Origin of the sequence: Arthrobacter sp. B3I9, from assembly GCF_030816935.1 — a bacterium.
GTDB lineage: Bacteria > Actinomycetota > Actinomycetes > Actinomycetales > Micrococcaceae > Arthrobacter.
In genome coordinates this window covers 28,093-46,006 of record NZ_JAUSYO010000001.1, presented here as the reverse complement: position 1 = coordinate 46,006, position 17,914 = coordinate 28,093, and the positions used below count along the sequence as shown (strand labels likewise).

The following is a 17,914-nucleotide window of genomic DNA, read 5'->3' as shown; positions in this document are numbered from 1 at the left end:
CAAAGGAGACACGCCCCACGATGACCCCCCTGATTCATTCCATGGCGGTAAGCGCCGCAGACGCTCCCGTCATCAAACCCGCAGTGGAGCTGGGCACTCCGTTGCTGCTCACGATCGCAGCAGTCGGCATCGCCCTCCTGCTCGTGATGATCATCCGCTTCAAGATCCAGGCCTTCGTGGCCCTGCTGACCGTCAGCATCCTCGTGGCCGTGGCCTCCATGATCCCGCTCAAGGACGTGTTCACCGTGGTGGCCAACGGCGTGGGCGGAACCATGGGCAAGGTTGCCCTGCTGATCGCGCTGGGCGCGGTCCTTGGCAGGATGATCGAGGTCTCCGGGGGCGTCCAGTCTCTCGCGGCGCACTTCACCGAAAAGCTCGGCGCCCGGCGGGTGGCCGTGGCCCTCACCGCCGTCGGCTTCCTCGTGGCCATCCCGGTGTTCTTCGAGGTGGGCGTCATCGTACTCGTGCCGATCGTCTACGCTTTCGCGAAGATCGCCAAGGTCCACCCGGTCAAGTTCGGCCTTCCCATGGCGGGTATCATGCTGTCCATCCACGTAGCCGTCCCGCCGCACCCCGGCATCGTGGCCGGAGCCGGTGTGTTCGGCGCCGACATCGGCCTCATCACCTTGATCTCGCTGCTGATCTGCATCCCGCTGGGCTTCCTGTCCTACTGGGTGGCCAGCATCCTGAACGCCAAGGACTACGAGCTCCTCCCCGGCGTGAAAGCCCAAGTGGAAGAATTCGGTTCAGACTCCCTGGTGCGCGTCGGCCATGACGGTCCGGGGGCCCTTGCCGTCGCCCCGCCGCGTCCTGCCCTGATCATCTTCCTCATCGCCACGCCGATCGTGCAGATCCTCCTTGGCACCCTGGGTACGCTCACCCTTCCCAAGGACAGTGCCTGGTACGGCCTGGCGGCATTCGTCGGCAACCCGTTCCTGGCCCTTCTGGTGGCCGTGGCGCTCTCCTTCTTCCTGCTGGCCGTGCGCCGCAATTGGTCCCTCAAGGAAACCGGCGAGATTTTCGAAGGAGCGCTGCCTCCCATCGCCTCCATCCTCATGGTCGTTGCCGCCGGCGGTGTCTTCGGCGAGGTCCTGCGGACGTCCGGCATCGGTGCAGCCCTGTCCCAGACGCTGGACCACCTCGGCCTGCCCGTCATCGTCCTGGGCTTCGTCATTTCCCTGGCACTCCGCGCGGCGCAGGGCTCTGCCACTGTCGCCATCGTCACCGCCACCGGCCTGCTGACTTCCGCCGTCATGGAGGGCGGCTACTCACCCGCCCAGATCGCCGTGATCGTGATCGCCATCGGCTTCGGCGCCCTGGGCCTGTCCCACGTGACCGACGCCGGATTCTGGACTGTTGTGCGCTATTACGGGCTGACCGTCTCCGACGGCCTGAGGACCTGGACGGTGCTGACCACTGTCTTGGGCCTGGCCGGTTTCATCCTGACATTCGGTGCCTGGATCCTGGTGGGAGGCTTGAGCGCCTGATGCGTACCCGGCTCGATGACCTTGTAACCACGGCCCTTCAGTGCGGCTCGGCCGTGCCAGCTTTCACCTGCTACGACTTCACCACGGCCCTCGCGGTGGTGGGCGCGGCCGAGGAGGCCGGCCGCGGAGCCATCCTGCTGGTGGCACCGAAAACGGCCGCCTCACCCAACGGCCCTCGGCTGATCGCGGCCCTCCGCGGGCTGGCGGACGGCGCCGGCGTGCCCGTCGCCGTCCAGCTCGATCACGCTGCCGATCCGGAGCTGATCGTGGCCGCCGTCGCCGCCGGGGTGGACTCGGTTCTGGTGGACGGATCGTCACTGCCGTACGAGGACAACATCGCCCTGGTAAGGGGAGTCCGTGCGGACCTCGCCGACAAGGGACGTGCCGACGTCGTGCTTGAAGCTGAGCTCGGCGGGCTCGCCGGTGACGAAGACCGCGCTTTCGGGGCCGATGCCGCCGGCCACGCGCCGGCAGCCGGTCTCACCGACTCCGGGCAGGTGGAGGACTTCGTCTCGCGGACCGGCGCGCAACTGCTGGCTGTGGCCGTCGGCAATGTCCACGGGAAGTACCAGGGGGAGCCCCGGCTCCGCTGGGACGTGCTGCAGGACATCGCCGTGCGGACCCGCATCCCGCTGGTGCTGCACGGCGCCTCCGGGATTCCGGCGAGCGAGCTGGTCAAGGCTGCCGCCATGAACGTCGGAAAGGTGAACTTCAACACCGAGCTCCGCACCGGCGTGCTGGCCGTGCTCGAGGAACGGATCTCCGCCGAGCGCGCCGACGGCGAGAATCTGCAGGCCCTGCTGGCCCAGTGGGACCGCACCGCCCGGGCCTTCGCTGTGAACGCCCTGCGTACACTGTCCCGCTGACGACGGGGAGAAGTCAGAACCACCTCCGGAGGGGGCGGGATCACGCACTCATCCCGTCCCCTTCCGCCCCGTGATGGTCACCATTGCCACACCTGCCATTTAGTGCCAATGTCGAACCATGACGGGGAACTCGGCAGCCATCGAAGACACATTCAGCCCAGACGTTTCCACCACCCGTAACGATGCCCGGCATCGATACGAACTGCACGTCGGCGACAAGCTGGCAGTCGAGATCCGGTTCGTCGATAAACCCGGCCACGTGGACTTCGTCCACACCGACACCGCTGAACAGTTCCGGGGACACGGGCTTGCCAAGGTGCTGGCCCATTTCGCCTTGGATGATGTGGTGGCGTCGGGGAAGCGGATCATTCCGAACTGCCCGTTCATGTACCGCTACCTCCGCAAGCACGACTCCTACAACCAGGACGTCGACTGGCCCGAGCAGCCTCCGCCAGGGGCATGAAGGCGGGTCCCGGCAACTCGGGCCGGAGCCGTCCGCGCCGGGTTGTGGGCAGGGCGACAAACTCGTATGGTTTTAGCAGAGTTATGCAGTTGGCTCTTGGCCGTGTCCTTTGGAGAACCCCGTGAACCATAAACTGCGTGTACTTGTCCGTCTGGACGTCGACCCCGGGCACGTAACTCTCGAAGTCACCGGCTGCCTGACCCAGGCGGATTTCCCCGCATTGCTGCATATCCTGCGGCGGACCGGCCGCCTTGAGTCCGGATCCGAAGTCAGGGTGGACCTCCACGGCGCCTCCCACCTGGACCCCGAGCTGCTGCTGCAGCTGCGCAGCATTGCTGCTGCGAGCGAAGGGCAGGCAGGGACCGAACAGTACCGCCTCACCCTCAAAGAGCCTGCGGAGTTGCCGATCTGCCTGCAGCACGTCGGCTCCGACAGCGAAGTCCTCGCAGACCTCGACGGGGAGCTCGCCACCGTTCCCCTGGATTTCGCGGGCGGCGCCGTTCTGGACGGCCTTCCCAGCGGCGCGCTCGGCTCCGGGCTTGATGACCTCTCCGGCACGGATCCTTCCGCGCTCAGCATCATCAACGGGCTGGAACTCGCCGACTACTTCGAAGGAACGCTGGACCCGGCGGCCACGGTCCGTGCGCTTTCCGATGCCGCCCTCAGCCAGCTCGCCGACGCACTGTACCGCCACCTCGATACGCCGACGCCGTCCTTCGGCGCCCACACATGGTACGAGCTCGCCGTCGAGGAGCTCCAGAACCGGCATGTGGCCGGATCCGACGGAACGGTTGAAACCTACGAGCCTCTGGGGGCGGCGGGACCCGCGGAGGTCGGGGGAGCGGTGCAGGCCGCCGCGCCGGCAGTGGCAGGCGGTCCGGAAAAGGATGAACTCGCCGCTGGCCAGCCCCTCGCCTGACGGGGCATGCACCTCGCCTAGGCTGTCGCTATGACTCCTGCCGACCGGAAACATTCTGAGACCACGGCCCTGGTCACCGGGGCCACCGCGGGCATCGGGGCGGAATTCGCCCGTCAGCTCGCTGAGCAGGGGTACGACGTGATTATGGTTGCGCGCGATACTGCCCGGCTGCAGGCCAAGGCGGAGGAACTGGAGCGGCGCTACCGCGTCCGCGCCGAGGTGCTGGCCGCCGACCTGGCGGACGACGCCGGTGTGGCCGCCGTCGTCGCCCGGCTTTCAGACCCCGCGCGGCCGGTGGACATCCTGGTCAACAACGCGGGGATGGGCTTGCTGCGCTCCTTCGCCGAGAACGACATTGCCGATGAGAAACGGCACCTCAAGCTGCACGTTGAATCTGCGATGGAGCTGACCCACGCCGCTTTGCAGGGAATGCTCGTGCGGCAGTCAGGCCGCATCATCAACGTGGCGAGCGTGGCGGCGTTCCTGCCCCGGGAGACATACTCGGCGGCCAAGGCGTGGCTGGTGAGCTTCTCCCGGTGGGCCAACCTTGCCTATGCCAGGCGCGGGATCAGGGTCACCGCGGTGTGCCCCGGGTTTACCCGCACCGAATTCCACGACCGGATGGGGATGGACACGACCGTAGCCCCGCGCTGGATGTGGCTGCAGCCGGAGCGCGTCGTCCGTGAAGGCCTAGCTGACAATGCACGCGGCAAGGCTGTCTCGATTCCGGCCAAGCGGTACAAAGTGCTCGCCGCAGCCGCCCGCATTCTGCCTTCCCGGCTGGTTGCCGGTCCGCCCCGGCGGCCCGTGTAGGGGGAACGCCCGACCGGCCGTTTCCTTCCTCCCCGCCACCTCGACGCCCTACGGCCGCGTCCGGGGGAGCGTCCGGCGACGGATGAGGACTACTACCGCGATGCCCGTGCAGGCACCGATCAGGGTCTCGGCCGCCCGCTCGGAGACCAGGAGGTGCGGGTCGGCGGGCGCTGCCAGCTGGGTCATCAGCAGGATCACCGGCGTGAAGGAAACCATGGCCAGCCCGTAGTGCCGGGTCATGAAGAGCTCGGTAGAGAATTGCAGGACCATCACGAGGACCGCCACAACGGCGGCCTCATGGCCCGGGAACGCCCGGAGCGGCGAGAAGGCCCACGGAAACAGCACCAGCGCAACCACGACGAGGCCCAGCATCGTGCCGACGATCCGGTGCACGCCACGGTAGACACTGCTTGGCATGTCCGCGCCCGTCAGCGGGACTGCCGCCGCGGCCATGGCCCAGTGCGGGTGGCCGCTTCCGCTGGCCACCCCGATCGCTCCGGCGATCCCGACCGCGGCCAGATAGCGGCTGGCGTGGATCCAGGCCCTGCGGCGGCGGATTCCGCGCAGCGGCGGAACATCGCGCGCCGCGCCGCGGTCCCAGGCCCGGCCGCGCAGCCAGCCTCCGAAGCCGACCAATATGGAAAAAGCCGCGGACAGGGCGCCGATCAGGACTGCAGTGTGCCAGGAGACGGTTGTTGGAACGGACGCGCAGGCTCCCAGGGCCAGAATGCCGAAAAACGGGCCGTTGGGCTTGAGGCCCACCTTGTCCGCGAAGAGGGAGCCCGCCGCGGCCAGCAGGGCTTCGGTGACGACGAGCGCCCAGGACTGGATCTGGTTGACCGAGAGGAGCACGCCCACGCTGATACCCCCCACCAGCAGCAGCGCGGCCTGGCCCTGATGCCTGAGCCGGAGCTGATGGGGTTCGGTCCGGCCGTACATGCCGGTCAGTGCCCCGAACACCGCATAAATCATCAGGTCCGGGCGTCCTGCGGCCAGCAGTACGGAGGACGGCACGGCGACGCTGACGGCCACGCGCAGGGCGGAAACGTGGTCCTTGTCGGCCGGGGCCAGGCTGTGCAGGGTGCGGAGATGCGCCCGGAGGGACTTCATGGAACGCTTCCATCTCCAATCTCAGGACGGGTCGGCCCAGTCTTCCCTGCATGGCGGTGTTTCCGGCCGGGGCACGAATGAGGCCTGCCGTGGCGCTTCCCTGGCGGGCAAGGCGCGTACGGCAGGCCTCAAAGAGCGGGGCTGACCTACAAGCTCCGGTCGGACGGCGGGACCGGGACGGTCCGCACCAGGCTGCCGGAGGTCAAGCTTACGCTCCGGCGGTGACCTTGTCCGGGTCCCCGGCCGACGCCGGCGCAGCCGGAACGGCAGGAGCAGCGGGAGCAGCCGGAACGGCGGTGAAGGGCATGTCCATGTGTTCGAGATCGATCAGCGGGTTCTCGTCCTGCGTGGCAACAAGCTCCCGTGCCTCGGCCTTGGTGTCCACGCTGGGCATGGATCCGGGGAGGGGGCGCTGGGCCGATTCCTTGAGGAAGTAGATTGCCACCGCGCCGATGACCGACGTGCCCATCAGGTAGTAGGCCGGCATCATGTCATCGCCCGTGGCCGTGATGAGGGCCGCGACGATGAAAGGCGTGGTGCCGCCGAAGATGGCCACCGCGAAGTTGTACGCGATGCCCATGGCGCCGTACCGGCTGGCCGTCGGGAACTGCGCCGGCAGGGCCGAGGCGAGGTTGGCCACGTAGAACGTCACCGGGAACGCGATCAGGCTAAGGCCCAGCAGGGTGGACCAGACTGCACCGACGCCGATCAGCAGGAACGCCGGGGCGGCCAGGACCACGGTGCTTAGGGCACCGATCCACAGCACGGGGCGGCGGCCGATCCGGTCCGACAACTTGCCGGTCAGCGGAATGCAGAGGCTCATGACGACCAGTACGGGGATGGTCAGCAGCGTGCCGTGCAGTTCGTCGTAGCCCTTGGACTCAGTCAGGTACGTCGGCATGTACGAGGTGAGGGCGTAGCCGGCGGTGTTCGCGGCCGCTACGAGCACCATCGCAACGATGATCGAGCGCCAGTAGGCCTTCACGATGCCGACCGGACCCTTCGAAGCGGCGGCGTCCGAGGCGGCTGCATCCTTGGCGAGGTTCTCCTGGGCATCCAGCGTGGCCTGGAACTGCGGCGACTCCTCGATCCTGCTCCGGAAGTAGACGGCGATCAGGCCGAGCGGGCCGGCAACGAGGAACGGGATGCGCCAGCCCCACTGCTCCATGGTGTCCTGTCCGAGGGTCAGCTGCAGCACGGAGACCAGGGCTGCGCCGAGGGCAAAGCCGAGGTAGCTTCCCATGTCCAGGAAGCTGGCGAAGAAACCGCGGCGCTTGTCCGGTGCGTACTCGCTGACGAACGTCGTCGCACCGGCATACTCACCGCCGGTGGAGAAGCCCTGGATGACCTTGAACAGGACCAGGAGGATCGCGGCCCAGATGCCGATCTGGGCGTAGCCGGGCAGGAGGCCGACGGCGAAGGTGCTGGCCGCCATGATCATCAGTGTCGCGGCCAGAACCTTCTGGCGGCCGACCTTGTCGCCAAGCCAGCCGAATACGACTCCGCCGAGGGGACGGGCGATGAAGGTGGCGGCGAAGGTGCCCAGCAGGAACAGTGTCTGGACGGACTTGTCCGCTTCCGGCAGGAACACCGGGCCCATGGTGGAGATCAGGTAGCCGAACACCCCGACGTCGTACCACTCCATGGTGTTTCCGACGATGGTGCCGCCGAGTGCTTTCTTGAGCATCGGCTGGTCAACGACGTTTACGTCCGACTCTTTGAGCCGACGTCGCCGCAGCTTTGGTTTTCTCACACCCTTGGGTGCCACTTGGTTGGTTCCGCCGGCGTTCATAACGCCTGCTGAAGAGTCGGTCGTGCTTCGGTCTGTGGGCATTTGGAAGGCTCCTGGGGAGGTCATTTGCTTGCGACTTGTAGCTGCCCCGCTCCGGGCAGGGTTTCAATTTTACGGGATATCCATGGATTTTCCGATCTGCGTGCCGTATGATCCGCTGATTCGGACCCGGATCGCGCCCGGAAGCCGGAGTGCTTTTCCCTGATTTCACCGCGCCATTGCTAGGAACCGGTCTGGTCCGCGATCCACTGCCTAAAATTTTGCCGGGAGTCGCTGCGGGGCCCGGTTTTGAGCCCCGAATTTTGAAGATTCCTCCTCCCCGGGTGCCCGGCAGGTGCGCTCCTGAAGCTAGGAAACCGGGGGTACCAAGGACTCCGTAAAGCGCTTAGGGTGAAGTTATCTTCAGTGCTGATGACAGCCCACCCAAAGCGCCAACTCAAGGAGTGCAGTCAATGACCGGCAAAGACACCGAAAAGACCGGCCCCAGCGCGAAAGGGGACCCCGGCAGCGCGCAAGCAGGCGGCGGGCAAGAAGGAGATGCCGCGGCCGACCCGAAGGGCATCAAGTCCCGGCTGACGGACGCGCAGAAGGAAATGCTGGCCAGCAAGTCCCGGGGCGGGACCAGCACGCAGAGCGTTGGGCGCAACCACAAACCCACGCACACGAGCGGCAAGCAGGGGCCCGCCGAGAAGAAGGTTCGCTGGTAGTTCGCTGGCAGGGATCCGTCCTCGTCCGCGGAGGCAGATGAGCACTCCACTCCCGCCAGCACGTACTTTGCAACAACGCTGCAGCGGAAAGGAAGAGAAATGGCAGAACATCGCTTCGGAGGCGAGATCGAGCCTGAGGTGGCAAGTCATCTGATGGGGTCCATGGGCGACGCGCCGGGCCCGGAACCCAAGCGCCCCGCACCGCCCACGGCTTCCGGAGGAACGCAGTGGCCGGACGGCAGCGGAAAGCGGCGGCACCCCAAGGACAACGACGCCGCACGGGGCCGGGCGGGCCAGGAGGCTGCCGCGGCGGCAGTGCACCGGACAGCGCGGCCGGACGTTCGGCACTCCTCTTAAGGCCCGCTCCGGGCCCCAGCCGGAACAGGTCAGTGCAGGCCCCAGCCGGAACAGGTCAGCCCGGGACCCGGCCGGAACAGGTCAGCCCGGAACCCGGCATGCACGGGTTCCTGGCTTTCCTTATCCGGTGCTTCCCATGGTCGCGGCTCAGCCCTGCTCCAGCACCACGTCCGCCGGTTTCTTGTCCAGCCGCCAGCCGCGCCAGACTGGGTGCCGGAGTTTCCCGCTGCCGGTCCATTCCCCGTAGGTGACCTCGCCGACGAGCTTGGCGCTTACCCAATGGGCATCAGAGGCATCGGGGGCCGGCACCTCCTCGAACGGCGAAGTCTTCCTGGGAAGGGCATCGAGCTGCTGCCGCAACTCGTCGAGCTCCCGCGTGCTGAAGCCGCTGCCCACCCGTCCGACGTACCGGAGCTTCGCGCCGTCGGGGATGCCGATCAGCAGCGAGCCTACGGACTGGCTGCGGCCGCCCTTCCCGGGCCGCCACCCGCCGACCACCACTTCCTGGGTGCGTTCGAACTTGAGCTTGAGCCAGGACCGGCTGCGCTGGCCGACATACCGGCCGTCCGTGCGCTTGGCCATTACCCCCTCAAGTCCCAGTTCCTGGGCGCTTTCCAGGATGTGGGTGATGTCCCCTTCGATCACCGCGGAGAGCTCCACCGGGCAGGCGGAAGGCTCGAAAAAGGCCTCCAGCCGGTGACGGCGCTCAACCAGCGGCAGGGGCCGGAGGTCCTGGCCTTCCTCAGCCAGCAGGTCGAACAACATCAGCCGCACCGGGATGGACGGCCGGACCCTCGCCACGTCCGCGGGTCTGGTCAGCTTCATCCGCCCCTGCAGCAGGCCGAAATCTGGCCGCCCGGAGGACCCGACGGCGATCACCTCGCCGTCGGCGATGAATTCCTGTGCCGGCCAGCAGGAGCGGTCGGTCAGTTCGGGGTACGTCGCCGTCACGTCGTTTCCGTTGCGGCTGAAAAGGCGGATTTTGTCCGCGTCCGCCACCACCAGGGTCCGCACGCCGTCCCACTTGAGTTCGAACTGCCAGGCCTTGCCCGAAAGGTCCGAGGTGGTGCCCGAACTGGCCAACATCGGTGTGAAGTCCAGGAAGTCCGGAGCGGCGGACAGGGCCGGCGGGGCGTCCGAGGCGGCCGCCGGGGCCGCACGGGCCGTCGGCGGGGGAGGGGCCGCCGGCGCGTTCCCGGCGTCGGCCGCGTCTTCCGGCGCCATGCCGTTTTCGGTGCCTTCCTCCGGAACCGGAGCCGGGTGCCCTTTTTTCGCGCCGGCGGGGTCCATCAGATGGATGAGCCACTGGTCATCCCCCTGGCCGGTATGGATCAGGGCGAACCGGCGGGGCCCGCCGAGGCCGCCGTCGTCCTGGCCCGTCAGGGTGGCGATGACCTCCTTGCCGGCCACCCACTTCTCAACCTCGTAGTGCCCGCGGTCCCAGATGCTCATCGTCCCGGCACCGTACTGGCCCTTGGGAATGGTGCCCTCGAAGTCCAGGTAGTCCATCGGATGGTCCTCGGTCTGGACAGCGAGGTGGTTCTTTGCCTTGGAGGTGGGAACGCCCTTCGGAAGGGCCCAGGACACGAGGACGCCGTCGCGCTCCAGCCGGAGGTCGTAGTGCAGCCGGCTGGCGTGGTGCTCCTGGATGACGAACGACTCCCGGCGGGTGCCGGCGGCGGCCTCCGCGCGGTGCTGGTCCGCCGTAAACGGCTCCGGTGTGGCGGCTGCGTCCCGCTTGGTGCGGTACTTCTCCAGGCGCGGGTCCGCGTGGCCGCCGTCGAGGTTGCTGTCCTGCGAACGCCGGCCGGACCCGCCCGGAGCCTTGGCGCCCGAGGCCTTGGCGCCCGCCCCGTCGGCTCCTGAGACGGCGGCGAACGGATCCTCTCCGGCCTGCACGCGGTCCAGGACCTCCCGGTAGTCCAGCTGCTGCAGGGTGTCGGAGCCGAGCTCGTCCCAGGTGCGGGGTGCCGCCACCGTGGGGTGCAGCCGGGCCGCGCAGCGAGTACGGGACGATGGTGGTCTTCGCGGCGTTGTTCTGGCTCCAGTCCACCAGGACTTTGCCGGTGCGGAGGGTCTTTTTCATATCGCTGACGGCAAGCTCCGGATGGTCTGCCTCCAGTGCACGAGCCAGCTCATGGGCGAACTCGGAGATCTGGTCCGAGCTCTGTGAGCCGTCGAGGGACGCGTAGAGGTGGATTCCCTTGCTCCCGCTGGTCACCGGAACGGGGTCCAGGCCCACATCCTGCAAAATGGTCCGGGCCAGCAGCGCGACTTCCACGCATTCCGGCAGTCCTGCACCCTCCCCGGGGTCCAGGTCCAGCACCAGCCTGTCCGGTGCCATGGCGTCGCCGTGCGGGTCCACGCGCCACTGTGGCACGTGGATCTCAAGCGAGCTGATCTGCGCCATCCAGGTCAGGGTGGCCGGATCGTTGACCAGCGGATACTGGATGGTGCGGTCCTTATGCGTAATCGACGCCCGCGGAATCCAGCCCGGCGTCGAATGGTCCAGGTTCTTCTGGAAGAACATCTCGCCCGGGGCTCCCGCCGTTCCGACGCCGTGCACCCAGCGTTTCCGGGTGGCCGGCCGGTTGACTGCGGCCGGGATCAGCACCGGCGCGACGGCGGCGTAGTAGGCAAGGACGTCCGCTTTGGTGGTGCCGGTCTCCGGATACATCACCTTGTCCAGGTTCGTCACCACGAGCTCGCGGCCGTCCACGCGGACCCTTTCCCGGCTCTTAGCGGGTGTCCTTTCAGGCATAAGACTTCTCCTTCGTGCAACTGTGATGTTGACTTGACCCATGAGAGCCATCTGGAAAGGCGCGATAGCGTTTGGGCTGGTGAACGTGCCGGTCAAGGTCTACACCGCTACCGAGGACCACGACATCAGCCTGCATCAGGTCCACAACGCCGACGGCGGCCGGATCCGCTACCAGCGCCGCTGCGAGGTGTGCAGCAAGATCGTGGACTACGAGGACATCGACAAGGCCTACGAGGACGAGGGCCGGACGGTGGTGCTGAGCCGCGAGGAGCTCAAGGCGATTCCCGCCGAGAACAGCCACGAGATCGACGTCGTGCAGTTCGTTCCCGCGGAGCAGCTGGACCCGATCATGTTCGAGAAGAGCTACTACCTTGAACCGGACTCCAAGTCGCCCAAGGCGTACGTGCTGCTGCGCCGCGCCCTGGAGGACACGGACCGGGTGGCGATCGTCCAGTTCGCGCTGCGCGACAAGACACGGCTTGGGGCGCTGCGGATCCGCGGCGACGTGCTGATGCTGCAGGCGCTCCTGTGGGCGGACGAGGTGCGCGAGGGGAACTTCCCGGCGCTGGAGACTTCCGTCAAGATCTCCGCCCAGGAGCGGGAGATGTCCGCAGCGCTCGTGGACTCGATGGCCGCGGACTTCGACCCCGAGCAGTTCACGGACGAGTACCAGCTCCAGTTGCGCCAGCTCATCGACGCCAAACTCGAAAAGGGCGAGTCCCTGGACACCGACGAAACCTTCGGGACCCCTGCCGCTGAAGCCGGCAGCGGCGACGTGATCGACCTGATGGAAGCGCTCAAACGGAGCCTCGAGAAGAAGCGGGGCCCCAGCGCGGGCGGGGCCGGGGATTCCGACGACGAACCCGCCGAAAAGCCCGCATCGAAGCCCGCCGCCAAAGCCTCGCCGGCCAAAACAACCGCGAAGACAACTGCTAAGGCAACCACCAAGGCCGCGGCCAAGCCGGCTGCCGAGGCTGCTCCGAAGACGGCCACGAAAACCGCCGCCAAGTCCCCCCGGACCACTGCCAAGGCCGGCACGGCGAAAGCCGCGCCCAAGGCTGCCGAGAAGGCCGCGCGCAAGGAGGCGTGAGTTCGGCCTGCGGCTCGGCATGGCGGTGGCCATTCTCCTTCAGACGGGTCGTTCAGACGGGGCATTCAGGTGGGGCGCATTCCTGCCGCGGCCCTGGTCGGGGCCGCGGATTCCAAACTATCCGCGCCGCTTGGCCGGCACAAGCAGGCCGGGATGGCAGGGAACATCGCGGAACTGGGCTAAACCCTGCGGCGCCACCGTGGCGGAACCGGCCCGATAGCCCTTTAACGGCTTCCGGCCGCCGTTCCGCCACTGCCCCAACAGGGGGGGAGGGCGGCCCGGCGGCCGGAGGGATAGCCGTGTTAGACGGCGTCGTGGTCCGTCTCGAGGATCTGAACGAGCCGCTCGAGGGCCGCGTCAGCGCCCTCGCCTTCGGCACGCAACACCACGACCTCGCCGTGCGACGCACCCAGGCTCATCAGGGACAGGATGCTCGCGGCGTCCATTGCCTCATCCTCGGGTTCGCCCAGGCGGGCGATGGTGATGTCAAGGTTGTCGAACTCGCCCGCGGCCTCGGCGAAGATGGCGGCCGGACGGGCGTGCAGCCCTACGCGGCTGGCGATGGTGGCGTTACGTTCGGTCATTTCTGCTCCTTGGATATTGACTGGGAAATTCAGCTGCGTGTGTCAGCTTGGCAATGCTTGCCGGACCGCCTCAGACGGATACGGGAACCGGTTCAACCGTATCAACGGTCTTCTTGGCTGCCCAGCGCTTAAGGGCGACCACAGCCAGGGCGCTGACGATTGTCCCGGCGAGGATGCTGACAACGAACATCACCAGGTTGCCGATGGCGAAGAACACGAAGATGCCGCCGTGCGGTGCCTGCGAGGTGACGCCGGTGCCCATGCAGAGAGCCCCGGTGAGGGCGCCGCCCACCATGCTGGCAGGGATGACGCGCAGCGGGTCGGCCGCGGCGAACGGGATGGCACCTTCGGAGATGAACGACGCGCCCAGCAGCCAGGCGGCCTTGCCGTTTTCACGCTCGGCCAGGCTGAAGAGCTTCTTATCCAGGACGGTGGCCAGGGCCATCGCCAGTGGCGGCACCATGCCGGCCGCCATCACGGTTGCCATGATCTGCCACGGTGCCTGGTTGGTGGCACTGCCGGCGCCGAGACCTGCGACGGCAAAGGCGTAAGCGACCTTGTTGACCGGTCCGCCGAGGTCGAAGCACATCATGAGGCCCAGGATGATGCCCAGCACGACCGCCGAAGCGCCGGACATGCCGGAGAGCCAAGTGTTCAAGCCCAAGGTGATGGCTGCAATAGGTCCGCCGAGGAACAGGAACATGGCACCTGAAGCGATGATGGAGGCCAGCAGCGGGATGATCACCACAGGCATCAGGCCGCGGAGCCAGCGGGGTACCGACCACGTCCCGATCACGTGAGCGATGTAGCCTGCGAGCAGGCCGCCGACGATGCCGCCGAGGAATCCGGCGCCCATGAAACCCGATACCGCACCGGCAACGAAGCCTGGTGCAATGCCCGGACGGTCAGCGATCGCGTAGGCGATGTAGCCTGCCAGGGCTGGAACCAGGAAACTCATCGACAGGGCGCCGATCTTGAAGAACACGGTACCCAGGTAGAGGGCCAGGTTGCCATCGGGAAGGTTGAGCAGCGTGTTGTTCGCCAGGATGTCGTTGGCTTTTGTGCCCAGGGCGATGTCGAAACCGGCCAGGAGGAAGCCCAGCGCGATCAGCAGGCCGCCACCGGCGACGAACGGGATCATGTAGCTCACGCCGGTGAGCAGGGCCTTCTTCAGCTTCTGGCCGATGTGCTCGCCCCGTTCCTCGGCTTCGTGTTCGGCTTGCTCCTCAGCCCCGAAGTGGGGGACGCGGTGGGCGCGGGGGTTGTCCGCCGCGGCGAGGGCCTCCTGGACCATCTTGTCCGGCTCGTCGATGCCGCGTTTCACCGGAGCGTTGATGACGGGCTTGCCGGCGAACCGTTCCTTGCCGCGGACGTCCACGTCCACGGCGAAGATCACGGCATCAGCGGCCGCAATGACCGCGGGATCGAGCGGCTTGGCGCCGGACGAACCCTGGGTCTCGACCTGGAGGTCTACTCCGGCTTCCCTTGCCGCAGCCACCAGCGAGTCGGCTGCCATGTAGGTGTGCGCGATGCCGGTGGGGCAGGCGGTAACGGCAACGAGGCGCTTGGGACCGCCGGACCTGCCGGCGCCTGCGCCTTTGCCGTCCGGGCTGACAGCCACGGCGGCGGCCGCCGGAGCCGCGGCTGCGTGGGCAGCGGGCTTGTCGGCCAGCGCGCCCTCGACAAGTTCCACGACCTCGGCTTCCGACCCGGCGGCGCGCAGGCCGGCGGTGAAATCCTTTTTGATCAGGGACCGGGCAAGCCGGGACAGGAGCTTGAGGTGCTCCTGGTCGGCGCCTTCGGGGGCCGCAATGAAGAAGACCAGGTCTGCCGGGCCGTCCTTAGCGCCGAAATCGACCGGCTGGGACAGGCGTGCCATCACCAGCGTCGGTTCGGTGACCGCCGTCGAACGGCAGTGCGGGATGGCGATGCCGCCGGGAACGCCGGTGGAGGTCTTCTGCTCCCGGGCGAACGCGTCGGCAAAGAGTCCTTCGACCTCGGTGGCGCGCCCGTTGGCAGCAACTTTGCTGGCGAGGTGCCGGATCACGTCCTCGGGCGAGCCGCCCAAGTTCTGGTCGAGCTCGACCAGTTCGGTGGTAATGAGCTGGGACACTGTCAATCCTTCCGGAGGGCCGTGATGGTTACGGCATCAGGGGTGGTTTGGTGGACTGCCGGGACAGTGGAGCCCGGCAGGGAAGCGGCAGCGGCACCGTGGGCCACAGCCTGACGCAGACAATCGACCGGGGCGTCGCCCTGGCTGGAAGCGAGCAGGTAGCCGGCAAGCGACGAATCGCCGGCGCCGACCGTACTGACCGCCGAAACCGGCGGATGCGTGGCGAGCCACGCGCCGTCGGCCGTCACAAGCACCGCGCCCTTGGAACCGAGGGTGGCGAGCACGGCGCCCACTCCGGAACTCACGACGGCGGCGGCGGCCAGGGCGGCAGCCTCCGGGTCCGCTTCAAGTTCCTCGGCGGTCTTGTGCGTGGCGAATCCGGCTGCGGCTGCCAGTTCCACCAGTTCCTCGGCGTTGGGTTTCAACAGATCGGGCTTTCCGGCGGCGTCGCCGGATACTGCGGCGGCCAGCGGACCGCCGGAGGAGTCGACGGCGATGAGCGGGGCATCGGTCCCGTCATGGATGGACCGCAGCCGCCGGGTGACGGTGGCGTAGAAGTCGACCGGGACTCCTGGTGGGAGCGAGCCGGCCAGCACAACCCAGCTGGCGCCGCGCGAGTGGTCCAGGAGCAGCCCGATCAGGGCCTCCTGCTGGTCCTCGCTGAGCACGGGGCCGGGTTCATTGATTTTCGTCGTCACGCCGCCGGGTTCGGTGAGCGCCACATTGCTGCGCAGCGGCTCTCCGATGGGGAGGGCGCTGAACGGGACGTCGCCGTCCCGCAGCCCCGCAAGGACCGGATCGGCCTCTGCCCCGGGCAGCACCGCGATGGTCTTCAGCCCGGAGGCGACCAGGGCGCGGGAGACGTTGACTCCCTTGCCTCCGGATTCCTGCCGGACGGAGAGGGCCCGCTGGACCTCGCCGCGGAGCAGGGGGCCCGGCAGGGCGACCGTGCGGTCCAGGCTCGGGTTGGCGGTCAGGGTGACAATCATGCGACCACCACCTCGACGCCGGCTTCGGCAAGCGCGTCGGCGAGGGCCTGGCTTGGTTTCGTGTCAGTGATCAAGGTGTCCAGATCTTTCAACGAGGCGAACTGGACGAGGGTTTCCGCGTCCAGCTTGGAGGAATCAGCCAGCACCACTATGCGGCGCGCTGATTGGACGAAGGCAGCCTTGACAGCGGCTTCTTCAGGGTCGGGAGTGCTCAGCCCGAAGGCTGCGTGGATGCCGTTGGTGCCAAGGAAAGCAATGTCCGGGCGGATCCGGCGGGCCGCCTCGACGGTGGACTGGCCGACGGCAGCCTGCGTGAGTCCGCGGACCTTCCCGCCGAGCAGGTGGAGGGCGATGCCGGGCTCGCCGGACAGCTTTGCCGCGATGGGCAACGCGTGGGTGATGACGACGAGTTCGGTACCCGCTGCGGGTGCGCCGGCGGCTGCTGTGCGCGCGGCAGCGGTGCGGGAGGCAAGGAGCTCCGCGAGGGCCTCGGTGCTGGATCCGGCGTCGAGCAGGACACTGCCGGAGTGGTCCTGGGGGATCAGCGTGAGGGCGGCCTCGGCAATGCGGGTCTTTTCCGGCTGGCGGAGGACTGTCCGCTCGAGGATGCTTTCCTCCGTGGTGCTCAAACGGTCCGGGGACACAGCGCCGCCGTGGACCCGGCGGACGCTCCCGGACGCTTCCAGGGCGGCCAGGTCGCGGCGGATGGTCTCGGTGGTGATGCTGAAGCGCTCGGCGAGGTCGGTGACGCTGGCGCGGCCGCGGGCAGAGACGAGCCCGACAATCAGTTGTTGGCGTTCTTCGGCGAACACTGGCCCTCCCTTGCGTCATTGTCGGGAACGGCGCTGCTCCCGTCCGCTTCCGTGACACCCATCACACGAAGTGGAATTGGTTGACTTTATCTTTGTTCATGTTGCTTTGTCAATGGAAACCAACACGAACGCAGAAGCCGGGTTGCTGCGGCGGGGGACATGCTCATTCTTTGCTTGCGGTTGGCGGGCGGGGCGCGGGCATGCCCAAGCTTCGGGACGGGCACGGAGCATGTCCATTGGCGGGAGCTCGGGGCACGCGACATGTCCAGTCCTTGGCTCGAAGAATGGGCAGATTGGGCATATGTCCGTGGGCCGGAGCAAACGCGGAGCATGTCCATTCGTCAGGGCTGCCTGTGAGGGACATGCCCATCCGTCGGGGGCTGTCCGCGTGGGACATGCCCAGTCCTCGTGAAGGACACGAGACCCGCTCAAGCTTCGGAACGAGCACGGGACATGCCCATTGGCGGGAGCTGGATGCACGCGACATGTCCAGTCCTTGGCTTGAAGAATGGGCAGATTGGGCATATGTCCGTGGGCCGGAGCAAACGCGGAGCATGTCCATTCGTCAGGGCTGCCTGTGAGGGACATGCCCATCCGTCAGGGCTGCCCGCGTGGGACATGCCCATCCGTCAGGGCTGCCTGTGAGGGACATGCCCATCCGTCAGGGCTGCCCGCGTGGGACATGCCCATCCGTCAGGGCTGCCCGCGTGGGACATGCCCAGTCCCCGTGAAGGACACGAGGCCCGCTCAAGCTTCGAAACGAGCACGGGACATGCCCATTGGCGAGAGCTGGGTGCACGCGACATGTCCAGTCCTTGGCTCACAGAATGGGCAGATTGGGCATATGTCCTTCGGTCCAAGCAGACGCGGAACATGTCCATCCGTCAGGGCTCCCTGCGCGGGACCTGCCCAAGCTTCGGAATGAACACGGGACATGCTCAATTTTTGGCTCGAAAAATAGGCAGGTGGGGGAGTGGTTCGCGGGGCAGGGCCGCGCCGAATGACCGAGGTCCCGCCCGGCACCGGCATTGTTGGTCCGGCGTGGGAGGCC

At 67.4% G+C, this 17,914-nt stretch carries 14 protein-coding genes and 1 pseudogene; 8 read left to right on the top strand and 7 right to left on the bottom strand.

From position 1 onward, the window contains the following. Positions 1-20: 20 nt before the first annotated feature. The 5 genes from QFZ65_RS00220 to QFZ65_RS00200 all read left to right on the top strand — a co-directional run bounded on the left by QFZ65_RS00220 (position 21) and on the right by QFZ65_RS00200 (position 4,548). The gene (locus QFZ65_RS00220; RefSeq protein WP_306907293.1) at positions 21-1,487 is read left to right on the top strand and encodes a GntP family transporter; all 1,467 of its coding nucleotides are present in this window, start codon (positions 21-23) and stop codon (positions 1,485-1,487) included. Further along, positions 1,487-2,353 (top strand): class II fructose-bisphosphate aldolase, encoded by an 867-nt coding sequence (locus QFZ65_RS00215; protein ID WP_306907291.1) that lies wholly within the window; start codon positions 1,487-1,489, stop codon positions 2,351-2,353. The genes QFZ65_RS00220 and QFZ65_RS00215 overlap by 1 nt, the downstream gene beginning before the upstream one ends. A 118-nt stretch (positions 2,354-2,471) precedes the next feature. Further along, positions 2,472-2,816: a GNAT family N-acetyltransferase gene (locus tag QFZ65_RS00210; protein WP_306907290.1), complete on the top strand. Its 345-nt coding sequence runs from the start codon at positions 2,472-2,474 to the stop codon at positions 2,814-2,816. A gap of 121 nt (positions 2,817-2,937) precedes the next feature. After that, positions 2,938-3,735: a hypothetical protein gene (locus tag QFZ65_RS00205; RefSeq protein WP_306907289.1), complete on the top strand. Its 798-nt coding sequence runs from the start codon at positions 2,938-2,940 to the stop codon at positions 3,733-3,735. Positions 3,736-3,765: 30 nt separating this feature from the next. Beyond that, positions 3,766-4,548 carry an SDR family oxidoreductase gene (locus QFZ65_RS00200; RefSeq protein ID WP_306907287.1) on the top strand — a complete coding sequence of 261 codons (783 nt, stop codon included), beginning with the start codon at positions 3,766-3,768 and terminating at the stop codon, positions 4,546-4,548. Positions 4,549-4,596: 48 nt separating this feature from the next. On the opposite strand, the gene QFZ65_RS00195 is transcribed toward QFZ65_RS00200, so the two are convergent. Together QFZ65_RS00195 and QFZ65_RS00190 are read right to left on the bottom strand one after the other, a co-directional pair. After that, positions 4,597-5,658: an FUSC family protein gene (locus QFZ65_RS00195; RefSeq protein WP_306907285.1), complete on the bottom strand. Its 1,062-nt coding sequence runs from the start codon at positions 5,656-5,658 to the stop codon at positions 4,597-4,599. A 208-nt stretch (positions 5,659-5,866) separates the two neighbouring features. Continuing rightward, positions 5,867-7,492 (bottom strand): MFS transporter, encoded by a 1,626-nt coding sequence (locus tag QFZ65_RS00190; RefSeq protein WP_306907283.1) that lies wholly within the window; start codon positions 7,490-7,492, stop codon positions 5,867-5,869. A gap of 410 nt (positions 7,493-7,902) precedes the next feature. Between QFZ65_RS00190 and QFZ65_RS00185 the strand changes: the two genes are divergently transcribed. Together QFZ65_RS00185 and QFZ65_RS00180 are read left to right on the top strand one after the other, a co-directional pair. Continuing rightward, complete coding sequence (locus QFZ65_RS00185; protein WP_306907281.1) at positions 7,903-8,157, top strand: hypothetical protein; 255 nt, start codon at positions 7,903-7,905, stop codon at positions 8,155-8,157. A gap of 99 nt (positions 8,158-8,256) precedes the next feature. Next, complete coding sequence (locus QFZ65_RS00180) at positions 8,257-8,514, top strand: hypothetical protein (protein WP_306907280.1); 258 nt, start codon at positions 8,257-8,259, stop codon at positions 8,512-8,514. 147 nt (positions 8,515-8,661) lie between these two features. On the opposite strand, the pseudogene QFZ65_RS00175 reads toward QFZ65_RS00180, so the two are convergent. Further along, positions 8,662-11,275 (bottom strand): annotated as a pseudogene (locus QFZ65_RS00175) (ATP-dependent DNA ligase). A gap of 40 nt (positions 11,276-11,315) precedes the next feature. On the opposite strand from QFZ65_RS00175, the gene QFZ65_RS00170 reads away from it, so the two are divergent. Beyond that, a complete protein-coding gene (locus QFZ65_RS00170) occupies positions 11,316-12,365 on the top strand; it encodes a Ku protein (protein WP_306907278.1) in 1,050 nt (349 codons plus the stop codon). Positions 12,366-12,667: 302 nt separating this feature from the next. Here QFZ65_RS00170 and QFZ65_RS00165 read toward each other — a convergent pair whose 3' ends face one another. From QFZ65_RS00165 to QFZ65_RS00150, 4 genes are all read right to left on the bottom strand, one after another. Further along, positions 12,668-12,949, bottom strand: coding sequence for an HPr family phosphocarrier protein (locus QFZ65_RS00165; RefSeq protein ID WP_306907276.1), 282 nt, complete (start codon positions 12,947-12,949; stop codon positions 12,668-12,670). 70 nt (positions 12,950-13,019) lie between these two features. Beyond that, a complete protein-coding gene (locus tag QFZ65_RS00160; RefSeq protein WP_306907275.1) occupies positions 13,020-15,062 on the bottom strand; it encodes a fructose-specific PTS transporter subunit EIIC in 2,043 nt (680 codons plus the stop codon). A 2-nt stretch (positions 15,063-15,064) separates the two neighbouring features. Beyond that, the gene (locus tag QFZ65_RS00155) at positions 15,065-16,051 is read right to left on the bottom strand and encodes a 1-phosphofructokinase family hexose kinase (protein ID WP_306907273.1); all 987 of its coding nucleotides are present in this window, start codon (positions 16,049-16,051) and stop codon (positions 15,065-15,067) included. Then, positions 16,048-16,863, bottom strand: coding sequence for a DeoR/GlpR family DNA-binding transcription regulator (locus QFZ65_RS00150; protein WP_306907271.1), 816 nt, complete (start codon positions 16,861-16,863; stop codon positions 16,048-16,050). The genes QFZ65_RS00155 and QFZ65_RS00150 overlap by 4 nt, the downstream gene beginning before the upstream one ends. Positions 16,864-17,914: the final 1,051 nt, after the last annotated feature.

Bases quoted from the DNA above. Each gene is read 5' to 3' on its own strand.
- QFZ65_RS00190 (WP_306907283.1), bottom strand. From the start codon at position 7,492: ATGCCCACAGACCGAAGCACGACCGACTCTTCAGCAGGCGTTATGAAC.
- QFZ65_RS00170 (WP_306907278.1), top strand. From the start codon at position 11,316: ATGAGAGCCATCTGGAAAGGCGCGATAGCGTTTGGGCTGGTGAACGTG.
- QFZ65_RS00165 (WP_306907276.1), bottom strand. From the start codon at position 12,949: ATGACCGAACGTAACGCCACCATCGCCAGCCGCGTAGGGCTGCACGCC.
- QFZ65_RS00195 (WP_306907285.1), bottom strand. From the start codon at position 5,658: ATGAAGTCCCTCCGGGCGCATCTCCGCACCCTGCACAGCCTGGCCCCG.
- QFZ65_RS00200 (WP_306907287.1), top strand. From the start codon at position 3,766: ATGACTCCTGCCGACCGGAAACATTCTGAGACCACGGCCCTGGTCACC.
- QFZ65_RS00155 (WP_306907273.1), bottom strand. From the start codon at position 16,051: ATGATTGTCACCCTGACCGCCAACCCGAGCCTGGACCGCACGGTCGCC.
- QFZ65_RS00215 (WP_306907291.1), top strand. From the start codon at position 1,487: ATGCGTACCCGGCTCGATGACCTTGTAACCACGGCCCTTCAGTGCGGC.
- QFZ65_RS00210 (WP_306907290.1), top strand. From the start codon at position 2,472: ATGACGGGGAACTCGGCAGCCATCGAAGACACATTCAGCCCAGACGTT.
- QFZ65_RS00180 (WP_306907280.1), top strand. From the start codon at position 8,257: ATGGCAGAACATCGCTTCGGAGGCGAGATCGAGCCTGAGGTGGCAAGT.
- QFZ65_RS00220 (WP_306907293.1), top strand. From the start codon at position 21: ATGACCCCCCTGATTCATTCCATGGCGGTAAGCGCCGCAGACGCTCCC.
- QFZ65_RS00185 (WP_306907281.1), top strand. From the start codon at position 7,903: ATGACCGGCAAAGACACCGAAAAGACCGGCCCCAGCGCGAAAGGGGAC.